This window comes from Solimicrobium silvestre, assembly GCF_002976435.1.
GTDB lineage: Bacteria > Pseudomonadota > Gammaproteobacteria > Burkholderiales > Burkholderiaceae_D > Solimicrobium > Solimicrobium silvestre.
The window spans coordinates 1-11,668 of the sequence record NZ_PUGF01000026.1; the positions used below are offsets into that span (position 1 = coordinate 1).

Below are 11,668 nucleotides of genomic sequence, written 5' to 3' on the forward strand. Positions count from 1 at the left end.
TGACGCGCGTATTACATCAGGGCCAGAGCAAAAAACCGCTCATCTATCAGGCCGTATAGATACACGCAAGCTTACCTACTGGTTGAAATCAAATTCTTCTTGCAAAACGGGTGGAGTCCATAGATACCGCGATCATCCGCTCACTGGCGAATGGAAAGATCATCGCGATTGCCACATCAAACCTGATTTGGTATTAATCTACCAAAAAACGGATGATTCAATTATGCGGCTGGTGCGGATCGGTTCACACAGTGAGCTGAGTCTTTAAATCAACAGCAATCAGCCCGTACACAATCCACATAATAATTTTTCACGCCATTTTCAACGCGCGTTACCAAACCATGTACATCGGTATCAAAACCAGGGAAGCGATGATTGAAATCACGGGCAAATTTCAGATAATCAACAATGGTTTTGTTGAAGCATTCGCCCGGAATTAACAAAGGAATTCCCGGTGGATAAGGCGTCAGCAAAATTGCAGTAACACGGCCTTCTAAATCATCAATAGAAACTCGTTCAATTTCCCGATGCGCCATTTTTGCAAATGCGTCAGACGGCTTCATTGCTGGTTCCATATCCGATAAATACATTTCCGTCGTCAGTCGCGCTACATCATGAGCCTGGTACGCTTGATGAATTTGCTGGCATAAATCACGCAAACCGATGCTTTCATAACGCGGATTATTCGCAACAAACTCAGGCAGTACGCGCCACATCGGTTGGTTTTTGTCAAAGTCATCTTTGAATTGCTGCAACGCGGTGAGCAATGTATTCCAGCGGCCTTTGGTAATGCCGATGGTAAACATGATGAAGAACGAATACAGGCCGCATTTTTCAATAATTACGCCGTGTTCCGCCAAGTATTTAGTGACGATAGACGCTGGAATTCCGGTTTCTGAAAAATGGCCTTCTAAGGATAAGCCCGGCGTAATAATAGTGGCTTTAATCGGGTCCAGCATATTGAAGTTAGGTGCTAACTTACCAAAGCCGTGCCAATTATCTTCAGCGCGAATGATCCAGTCTTCACGCGAGCCGATACCGTCTTCGCACAGATTATCCGGGCCCCAAACCTGGAACCACCAATCTTGGCCCCATTCTTGGTCAATTTTGCGCATCGCGCGACGGAAATCCAGCGCTTCAAAAATAGACTCTTCGACCAATGCCGTGCCACCCGGTGCTTCCATCATGGCAGCAGCCACGTCACATGAGGCAATAATTGAATATTGCGGTGAGGTGGACGTGTGCATTAAATACGCCTCATTGAAGCGGTCACGGTCAAGTTTATTGTTCTCTGATTCGCGCACTAAAATTTGTGAGGCTTGTGATAAGCCTGCCAGCAATTTATGAGTCGATTGCGTAGAGAAAATCATCGATTCTTTTGCGCGTGGCCGATTTGGGCCGATGGCGTGCATGTCTTGGTAGAACGAATGGAAGGTAGCGTGCGGCAGCCATGCTTCATCAAAATGCAGCGTGTCAATTTTACCGTCCAGCATTTCTTTTAACGTTTCTACGTTGTAGATAACGCCGTCATAGGTAGATTGGGTAATCGTTAAAATACGCGGTTGTTTATTTTTTGCAGCACGTGCAAACGGATTCGCGTCGATTTTCTTTTGGATATTTTCCATCGTAAATTCAGACAATGGAATCGGGCCGATAATGCCTAAGTGATTGCGAGTCGGCATTAAGAAAACCGGAATGGCGCCAGTCATAATAATCGAGTGCAAAATCGATTTGTGGCAATTTCGATCGACCACCACAATGTCACCAGGGGCAACGGTGGAATGCCAAACCATTTTATTGGAAGTTGAGGTGCCGTTGGTCACGAAGTAGCAATGATCGGCATTAAAAATGCGTGCTGCATTGCGCTCGGAAGCGGCTACCGGGCCTGTATGGTCTAACAGTTGGCCTAATTCTTCGACTGCATTGCATACGTCGGCGCGCAGCATGTTTTCACCAAAAAACTGATGGAACATTTGTCCGATCGGCGACTTTAAAAATGCCACGCCACCGGAATGTCCCGGGCAATGCCATGAGTAAGAACCGTCATTGGCGTATTGCACCAATGCGCGGAAAAACGGCGGTGCCAAACCATCTAAGTAAGCTTTAGCTTCGCGGATAATATGGCGCGCAACGAATTCAGGCGTGTCTTCAAACATATGAATGAAGCCGTGCAATTCGCGCAAAATATCGTTCGGAATGTGGCGTGAAGTGCGTGTTTCACCGTACAGGTAAATTGGAATGTCCGAATTTTTATAGCGAATTTCTTCGACAAAGGCGCGTAATGAAGTCAGCGCAAAGTCGATCTCTTCCGGGCTTCCGCCGCCGAATTCTTCATCATCAATCGACAAAATAAATGCCGAAGCGCGTGACTGTTGTTGGGCAAATTGGGATAAATCACCGTAACTAGTGACGCCCAAAATTTCCATGCCCTCAGCCTCCATGGCGTGCGCTAATGCGCGTATGCCTAGTCCAGAGCTGTTTTCAGAGCGAAAATCTTCATCAATGATGACGATAGGGAAGCGAAATTTCATATGGGTCTCCAGGATAGAGAGTTTGCCGGGCGGTAGCCTTGGCAATGAATGCCGTCAGAGAGTATTTGCGTACATTAAATACTAAAGATCGCATTCTCTCAGAAGTGCAAAAGAAATGGGGGGATTGCCCCCATTTCTCATTAATTGTTTAAATAAAAAGCGTGAATTAGAAGCGATAGTACGCTGCTGAATAAACGACGACTTGATTTTTATCCGAAACTAGCGGACTGGATCCTGCGTCACCCAGCGGATGAGTTACAGAACCACCAACAATCATGGACCAATTTTTATTAATAGTGTAGTCCCAACCTAGCGATAATTTTACTTTTAACATGCCGGCATTTGTGTCATACACTGGGAAATTATAGGTGCTGGCTTGTTGCGGAGTTACGCCATAAAAATCCTGCATATATTGGCCATTCGCCCATGTGGTGCTTAATACTGCAAAGATGCGGTTCTTATCATCAATTCGGTCAATATAGCGTCCACCAATACTTGCAAAGTTACCGTTGTGTTTGTTATTTATTCCAGCTCCGCTAGAGAGCGAAGTCAATATTGAAAAATGCTGGTCGATAAGGTAATTGGCAAACACGCCTGGAGTTAAGCTGGTTGGTGTGTTGCCCGGACCATTGTCGCGGTTCCTGGCAGATTGCTCCTGATAAGCGAGCAAACCTAAACGCATACCGTATTGCCAATTTGGATTGGCAGAGAAGTTGTAACCAAAACCGGATACGGAGCTGAAGAAAACGCCGCTTTTCCATTGAAGATTGAATACCGGTAACGGTAAAATTTCTTGTTTGCTGCCATCGGCGTATTTAGGCAGTGAAGCAATGCCTAATCCAACTGACGCAGTCAGGTCTTTTTGTAAATACTGAGTTGGAATTATTTCCACGAAGTCAGCCGTTTGGGCTTGGGCGTTGAGCGCAAGTGCCATTAATAATAGGGGTAATATTTTTTTCATAAACTCGCTAATGTTAACTATTTAAAAAATGATAATGAGGTGATTCGGGTTGATTCTATATGATGAATTGCTTAAATTTGAAACCAGGCGCAACCAGCCAGGATAATGCCAATTCCAGCGACGCCGTAAGAGCCTATTTGCAGCCATTTTTTTCTGGTTAGCAGTGTGATTGCCGCTAATGAAATAGCAATTTGCAGGGCGGTCATGGCTTGTGCCCAACGGTGATGCTGATGCAGTATTTCGGTCGATTTATCTTCCCATTCCAAGGATGATTTATCGAGCTCTTCAGCGTGCTTTTTAATCCCTTCTTTTTCGACCTTGTAGCGCGCAATATCGGACTGGTATTTAGCTACATCCACGCCCGGCATAGTTACTGCCAGCTCAGCAAAGTTCTGCTTGTTGGATTTGGCTTGATAAAAATTCCATTGATCCGAAGCTTCGGTTTTTACGATGGCAGCTTTGTTTTTAAACATGGCTGCGTCATTTTGAGTTGAGCCGGCTTGGAAGCCAAAGATCGCGCCAGTGGTTGCCATGATCGCGGTCATCACGGCAATTTTGCTGGAGAAATCATCGCCACCATGTGCTGCGTGTTCTAGTTCATGGTCGTGTGGGCCGTGTACTTCAAATTCTTCTGGCATGTAAACTCCTAATTCTTTATTTTTGTATAGGTAACAAAAGCATAATCAAACGCATTTTGCTCTGAATGAAACGTGGTTCGTTCAGTCTCTTGCCACACGTCTTGATCGATGGCGGGGAAAAAAGCATCGCACTCCACATCTTGATGAATTTCCGTGACCAATAATTGACTGCATAGCGGTAATGCCTGTGCGTAAATATCGGCACCGCCAATAATAAACGCATCGGTATTGCCGATTAATTGCAAAGCTGCTGGCAGAGAGTTCACCACCTCAACACCGTCTTGCTGCCAATCGGTATTACGCGTTAAAACGATGTTGCGCCGATTCGGCAATGGGCGACCAATTGATGCAAAGGTTTTACGCCCCATGATGATGGCGTGGCCGGTGGTGATGCGCTTAAAGCGCGCCAAATCTTCCGGTAAGCGCCAAGGCAGTGTGTTGTTAATGCCGATGCCGCGTTTAGCGTCATAGGCTACGATAATGGTTAATTCAGACATGCTTATGTGATGTAAGTGAGCTAGATAATAAAAGAGGGTAAGTTGCTACTGTGACGGTGTAGTTACACGGCCACAGCAGCCTTAATATGTGGGTGAGATTGATAATTCAGTATCTCAAAATCATCAAACGTGTAGTCGAAAATCGATGGCGGCACGCGCTTGATATTGAGCTGTGGTAGCGCTAACGGTGTGCGTGACAGTTGCAACTCAACTTGTTCTAAATGGTTGGAGTACAGGTGGCAATCGCCGCCGCTCCAGATGAAATCACCCACTTCCAAGCCTGCTTGCTGGGCCATCATGTGGGTCAGCAGGGCGTAGGAGGCGATGTTAAACGGCACGCCCAAAAATATATCGGCGCTGCGTTGATATAACTGGCATGACAATTTGCCGTCAGCCACATAAAACTGGAAAAACGCATGGCAAGGCGGCAGCTTCATGTTGGGGATGTCGGCCACATTCCAGGCTGACACGATCATGCGACGTGAATCCGGATTGTGCTTAATTTGTTCCATGACTTGGCTAATCTGGTCAATATGTTCGCCATTGGGTGTAGGCCAGCTACGCCACTGGTAACCATATACGGGACCTAAATTGCCCTGCTCATCAGCCCAATCATCCCAGATAGATACGCCGTTTTCTTTTAAATAGGCGATATTAGTTGAGCCGTTTAAAAACCAGATCAATTCATGAATGATGGATTTGAGATGGAGTTTTTTAGTCGTAACCAGCGGAAATCCCTGCGCCAGATCAAAACGCATTTGATGTCCAAATACCGAACGTGTGCCGGTACCGGTACGATCAGTTTTTTCAGTGCCGTGCTGTTGCACGTGGCGCATTAAGTCTAGGTATTGTTGCATGAGATTACGTATTCACTGGTTGAGTAATAAATGTTGCAAGCGTTAGCGCGGTGCAGCTATAAACTTGAACATGCGCGATTGTACAGCATCAATTTAGCTGTCACTAGTGAACAAGAAGCTTCGCTTTAAATTTTCCACATTATGCAAAAACAGGCGGAAAAATCTGGGAAAAGCAAAATTTGGCTATGTCCAGGCTACATGTTGATATTCTGCTCACAAAGGCTGCCTCAAATTGCAAAGTTGAGTGTTGACGGGGCGTTTGCTTCATCCATGATAGGCGTGACCAGAGGCAAGGTAATGACGAATTTGCAGCCCTGGTTTTGTGCGCTGGTGGCTAAAATCTCGCCGCCAAGCACATTGGTGACGATGTTGTAAGTGATGGAGAGCCCTAAACCACTGCCGCCGCGGCCAAAGCGGGTAGTAAAAAACGGTTCGTAAATGCGATGCAGAATTTCCGGTGGAATACCATAACCATCATCGGTAAACGTCATTTTTACATTGTGACCAACCAGTTCGGCAGTGATCCGCATGTTGCCGTAATCTCGTTCGTTAAAACCATGGGTTACCGAATTGGTAATTAAATTAGTGAAAACTTGCCCGAGCGGCCCGGGAAAACTATCCATCTCAATATTGGTGGGAATATCGATGATCAGGATATACGGCGTTTTTGATAAGCCTGGCATTAACAATGAGGTGAGTTCGATCATCATGGTATGCAGATCAAACTGGCGGCGTTGTGCGCTGGATTGGTCAACCGCTACTTGTTTGAAATCGCCGACTAAATGCGCCGCCTGATGTAGTCCTCGCAGTAACAAAGTGCTGGATTCGTTTGCACATTGCATGAATTTATCCAATTCAGAGCGGCGCACATTACCTACTGTAAACAGCTCGGTAAATTTGAGCACTTCCGCTTCTAATGTGCTCGCCACTAACAAGCAATTGCCGATAGGAGTGTTTAATTCATGCGCAACACCAGCCACCATTGAACCGAGCGAAGCCATGCGTTCAATACGGGTTAATTCCTGGTGCACATGGTTGATATTTTTTAAAGCTGTTTCAAGCTCCGAGGTGCGCAGTTTGACTTTAGATTCCAGCGTATTGGAGTAATCGGTTAATTGATTATTTTTAATTTCCAATTCGGAAAAAGTGCGCGCCAGAGCTTGGCGGGTTGCTTCCATCGTGTCGGCCAGATGCCCAATTTCATCACTACGATTAAATACAATCGGGTTGGTTAATTCGCCGTTAGATAGTCGTTCGGATTCTTTCATCAAACGTCTGATAGGTACCACCAGGCGTTGCTGGAGCACGAGCAGAATCAGGATAACGGCAATGATTAAAGAAAATATGGCCGTAATTGCATAGCGTATAAAAGCAGTGCGTTCTTCTTCAATCAACAGATCATCGGCCATTGTCAATTCAACGATGCCAATGACTTTTTCATCATGTTTAATGGTATGTACGATGGTGGAAAAGGGGCCTTTTTGTTGTTCTTTGCGTGACAGCGTGAGGAATTTTTTATGGTCCGGCAAGCTAAACACATCAATCGTCGCAATACGCGGATCTGAATAGACGACATCACTTGAAATGCGGGCAATATCAGGGGTGATCTGCCACAAAGGTTCGCTTTGTATCACCGCTAAAATATTGGTTAATCGCTGATGATCTTCCAGTTGCCGTTTATGTGCGTTGGTATCAATCGAGCTGATGTTGTAAGGAATCAGAATAATGGCAGAGCCAATTAAGCCAAAAAAAACAGCAGCAATAATGGCTGAGCGTAGTGAAGTACCCCGAAGAAAAAAGGCGAGTCGAAAATAAAAGGGAAAAGCATTTTTTTTCAGCATCTCGGCAAAATCACTTGGTGATAGAAATGAATTATTTGAGGCCTAATCTAAACGTGTGAAAGCTTTGTAGTGAAATCGTAAATAGTTCCATGAAGAATTTATATAGTAAACCGCTTTGGGGGGATTTACTAGATTGGAATTCAACATTTGTCTAAAAACTACTTAAGCCCTATTCACAAAAGCCTTAGCCACAACTACCGATTGCCGAACAATAGGTGCAAAAATCACAACCATCACGTTTTATCACCGCATATACATGGCATTCTAGACATTTTTTATTGGTTTTGACGTAGGGGCGTTGGCGACCTTCTTTGTCGGCAACGTTCGGGGTAGTTTCCCCCATCCTATTCTGAGCGGAGTGTGGATGCGCTAACACACCCATTTGTTCAACTGGGATGCCGTCTTTATTGAGTATGCCCAGCAAGGCAAAACGGTGTAGTAGCAATGTCGCTATATAGGCCACTGTGGATGGATACGATTGCTGCTTTTCCGATCCCGGTACTTTGGCTAAAAAGTCACCGCGATGCTCGCTAAAACTCAGTAACTTGCGCAGCTTCATCCCTATCCAGGCCGGGTCAATAACCCGCATGTCCATCGACAATAACTTGGTCAGTCCATCCATCACCTTGGGATAATCTCCCGCTAACCAGACTGAATAAGGTTGGAGCCGGCCATTCGGAAGCCGGCATTCTTTTACGATCATTAACAAATCATCGCCAGTGGAGGGATTTTTAATATCAACTGACCAGCTCATCGTGCCGTCGGTGCCGGACTTGGGTTCTTTTTTAGAGAACAGGGCAGCGATCATCGGGCTGGGAGCTTCGATGTTATACACACCTAATTCTTGCAAACGGTGCTGAATAATTTTAGCCAGGCCAGCGACCAGATTCGGTGCGTAAATGATTTGTTCGCCTAAATTTAATTCAAAGCCATCGTCACCGCCGGTTTTAGCCAGCGATTCTAATTTCATCTTCAACCATTGCGGATCGCCGGTGCGCATATCCATTGATAATGTTTTAGCGATAGCACCTAATACGCGCGGTTGTTCATTACCATTTACCCATACTTCAAACGGATGCATATTGCCCGTTTCTACCTGGCCGATGACGACAGAAAAATCACCCTTGTGATGCTCAACCAAATAAGTCCAACTCGGATTACCTTGTGGAATTTTAGGGCGACCAGGCCAGCGCAAACTGGCTAAAGCCGGTTGCGGAACTTCTTTTAAAATAATGCGCCGATCTGGATCGTTTAACTCCAGATCATTCGGCGTAATGTTGACTTGCACCTGGCTTTCAACTGTGCTTTCAAGCGACAACACTGAACCCAGCACTGAATTGGGCCGGAAGGTGGCGATTCCTTTTAAACCTGCTTTCCAGGCGCTGCTGTACAAGTGCTGGAATTCTTCAAAAGGGTAGTCAGCCGGTACATTCACCGTCTTGGAAATAGCGGTGTCGATAAACGGCGCAACCGCAGCGCACATTTGCATATGGTCTTGCGCGGCAATGTCTAAGGCGCACACAAAGTAGGGCGGTAGTTGAGCATAATCATCTACTTGACCGTGCATGCTTTCATATACACGCAAGGCATGATCTACCACGCGGATGGTTTTTTCAGAACCATCTTTTTCACGCTTTTTACGTTGATAAGTCCATGAAAATGGCGGCTCAATTCCGTTAGACGCATTGTCAGCAAAAGCCATGCTGATGGTGCCGGTTGGTGCGATCGATAATAAGTGGCTGTTGCGGATTCCGTACTGGCGAATATCGGATTTAATATCATCAGGAAGTCGTGATGCAAAGCGTGGGCTAGCCAGATATTGGTCTGCATCAAACATCGGAAATGGGCCAAATTTTTGCGCCAGTTCAATGGACGCGCGGTAAGCTGCGTGGCACATCGCTTCGGATATTTTTGCCGCCATCGCGCGGCCTGCAGCGCTGTCGTAACGTAGGCCAAGCATAATTAAAGCATCACCCAAGCCTGTATAGCCCAGCCCAATACGGCGTTTTTGTTGCGCCTCATGCTGCTGTTCCGGTAGCGGCCACAAAGTCACATCCAGAACGCGATCTAAAATATGCACCGCACCGCGCACTACCTTGGCAAATTTTTTCCAGTCAAAACTGGCTTGATCGGTAAATGGATCAAGCACAAACCGCGTCAGAATAGTTGAGCCAAGATCACAGCATCCATATGCCGGCAGTGGTTGTTCTCCGCAGGGATTGGTGGATTCAATTTTTTCACAGTAGGAAAGGTTATTGTCGTTGTTGATGGTATCGATGAACAATACCCCCGGCTCAGCATGATCATAGGTGCTGGCCATGATCTGCTCCCATAGCTTGCGCGCTTTGATCTTGTGATACACCCATAAACCATCGGCACGCTGATAGGCCGTGCTAAATGATGAATCAGGCTGCGCTTGATGGATCAGCTCCCAATCAGAATCAGCTTCAACCGCCAGCATAAATGTATCCGTCACGGCAACGCTAATATTGAAATTGCGCAGCTTGGTAAAGCCCATTCGCATTTTGTCGGCAAAGTCATAGTTAGTCGCCATCAAATCTTGCAGCAACTTCTTCGTCGCTTCATCGACTGGGAGTTCATTCACCAGCAAGCCGTCCTTGGCATGAATAAATGCTTCGATATCTGGATGGTCAATTCGCAATACGCCCATTTGCGCACCGCGCCGGGCACCTGCCGATTCCACCGTTGAGCACGATTGGTCAAACACATACATATAGGACAGCGGGCCGCTAGCAACAGATTGGGTGCCCTTGACCAACGCACCTTTAGGCCGAATTCGCGAAAAGTCATAGCCAACGCCGCCACCGCGCCGCATCGTTTCCGCCGCTTGTTTTAATGCGTCGTAGATGCCGGGAGAGCCTGGATCAGGATTGGAAATGCAATCGTTGACTTCCTGCACGAAGCAATTGATGAGTGTGGCGCCAATATCGGTACCGCCAGCCGACATAATTCGACCGCCGCCGATAAACCCAGCCTGGAATGTGGCTAAAAATTCGGCTTGCTGCTGCTTATCTTTTGCCAGTCCCTTGGCTACCCGCTGCAATACATCTAGCTGCGAAGTTTCATTTCCTTTGCAATATTTTTCTTGCAAAATGAGGGTGGTAATTTCTTGTGGAGCGAGTTCTTTGCCAGGAATAATGTCGTTTTTAATGATAGTCATTTTGTTCCTTGAATTGGGGCGTGTTGACAGTCGTTAGCAAAAACTGTGGTAGGGCTGAAGTCGGTTTCCATGCATGATAATACGCGTGAACATTGAAAATAAATTGTGCTATCTCAAGTTTATTCTAGAGTGGATAAAGGTGAAGTCGCTGCATCGTTTATTTGTGCTCCCACCTATTTTGTATGGATGATGGCAACTTTTTGGGAATCTGTTGGCATGAAAATTTCAAATTACACAATTCTATTGTTATCGCTGGTCGTTCTTTTGACGCCCGCCTTTGCAAATGCTGCTTGTCCCAACCCGGATGATCCGATTGCAACGGACCGCTCTAGCGTAGCAAATTCATCATCGGTGCTTCCTGCTGCTAGTATTCAGTTTGAAAACGGCATATCCAACACGCGTGATCAAGGCATCACAACCTACGATTTGACGGAAACCAGAGTGCGTATCGGCTTGGGCGGCTGTACCGAATTCTTGGTAGATTTGCCCAATTACACGCATGCCGAAGTGAGCAATGGTGGCGTAAGTGGATTCAGTAATCTCGGCCCAGCTGTTAAACACCAATTCCCGGAATTTATTAGTGGCTTGATATTATCGGCAACGCTTGGCGTTTATTTAAACACGGGAGACAGTACTATCGCCGGAGCAGGTCCTGCGCCTTATGCACAGCTTCCCTGGTCCGTTGATTTAGGGAGTAACTGGTCGATTAATGGCATGTTAAGTGCGACCTCGCATCGGCATGATGTGAATAACAATGCTGCCTATCAGACCAGCGTGTATCTCGACCGCATCATCAACGACAATGCCGATATGTTTGTTGAATATATCAATGATTACCAGCTTGCTGCCATGACTGTTAATCGTGTTGATATTGGCGGTTCGTACCGGTTAACGCCGCATCAACAGCTGGATGCCAAAGTGGGAGCTGGGTTAAATAGCGCGGCTCCCAGTTGGTATTTTACGGTTGGCTATTCCTTCCGTTTTGATCATTTATTTTAATTACTGTAGTAATAGTTTAGCCGTCAATTTGTGGAATTCATGTAAATGATGTTGCTTTACAAGTATTTTTATCCTAATCTTTATTCAACGTTTTAAGCCTTGGTGATGATGCTTTCCAAGTGAGCGAAGCCATAAAACCGCACAACTCCTCCTCTGCAATGAA

Annotated in this window: 9 protein-coding genes; 2 read left to right on the forward strand and 7 right to left on the reverse strand. The window is 46.1% G+C overall.

The genetic code is table 11. The features are described from left to right. The first annotated feature begins 10 nt into the window (after positions 1 to 10). Positions 11 to 268 (forward strand): type II toxin-antitoxin system YafQ family toxin, encoded by a 258-nt coding sequence (locus S2091_RS20055; RefSeq protein ID WP_207769761.1) that lies wholly within the window; start codon positions 11 to 13, stop codon positions 266 to 268. Between the two features lies 1 nt (position 269). Here S2091_RS20055 and S2091_RS20060 read toward each other — a convergent pair whose 3' ends face one another. The 7 genes from S2091_RS20060 to S2091_RS20090 all read right to left on the reverse strand — a co-directional run bounded on the left by S2091_RS20060 (position 270) and on the right by S2091_RS20090 (position 10,506). After that, positions 270 to 2,531, reverse strand: a complete 2,262-nt coding sequence (locus S2091_RS20060) for an arginine/lysine/ornithine decarboxylase (RefSeq protein WP_105533752.1) — start codon at positions 2,529 to 2,531, stop codon at positions 270 to 272. A 166-nt stretch (positions 2,532 to 2,697) separates the two neighbouring features. Then, a complete protein-coding gene (locus S2091_RS20065; RefSeq protein WP_105533753.1) occupies positions 2,698 to 3,492 on the reverse strand; it encodes a MipA/OmpV family protein in 795 nt (264 codons plus the stop codon). 71 nt (positions 3,493 to 3,563) lie between these two features. After that, positions 3,564 to 4,130 carry a DUF4337 domain-containing protein gene (locus tag S2091_RS20070; protein ID WP_105533754.1) on the reverse strand — a complete coding sequence of 189 codons (567 nt, stop codon included), beginning with the start codon at positions 4,128 to 4,130 and terminating at the stop codon, positions 3,564 to 3,566. Positions 4,131 to 4,138: 8 nt separating this feature from the next. Further along, a complete protein-coding gene (locus tag S2091_RS20075; protein WP_105533755.1) occupies positions 4,139 to 4,627 on the reverse strand; it encodes a dihydrofolate reductase in 489 nt (162 codons plus the stop codon). Positions 4,628 to 4,689: 62 nt separating this feature from the next. Further along, positions 4,690 to 5,484 (reverse strand): thymidylate synthase, encoded by a 795-nt coding sequence (locus S2091_RS20080; protein WP_105533756.1) that lies wholly within the window; start codon positions 5,482 to 5,484, stop codon positions 4,690 to 4,692. A gap of 227 nt (positions 5,485 to 5,711) precedes the next feature. Continuing rightward, positions 5,712 to 7,325 carry a sensor histidine kinase gene (locus S2091_RS20085; protein ID WP_105533757.1) on the reverse strand — a complete coding sequence of 538 codons (1,614 nt, stop codon included), beginning with the start codon at positions 7,323 to 7,325 and terminating at the stop codon, positions 5,712 to 5,714. 184 nt (positions 7,326 to 7,509) lie between these two features. Then, positions 7,510 to 10,506 (reverse strand): adenosylcobalamin-dependent ribonucleoside-diphosphate reductase, encoded by a 2,997-nt coding sequence (locus S2091_RS20090; RefSeq protein ID WP_105533758.1) that lies wholly within the window; start codon positions 10,504 to 10,506, stop codon positions 7,510 to 7,512. 216 nt (positions 10,507 to 10,722) lie between these two features. Here S2091_RS20090 and S2091_RS20095 point away from each other — a divergent pair, with 216 nt between their 5' ends. Further along, the gene (locus S2091_RS20095) at positions 10,723 to 11,505 is read left to right on the forward strand and encodes a transporter (RefSeq protein WP_165795051.1); all 783 of its coding nucleotides are present in this window, start codon (positions 10,723 to 10,725) and stop codon (positions 11,503 to 11,505) included. Positions 11,506 to 11,668 lie beyond the last annotated feature (163 nt).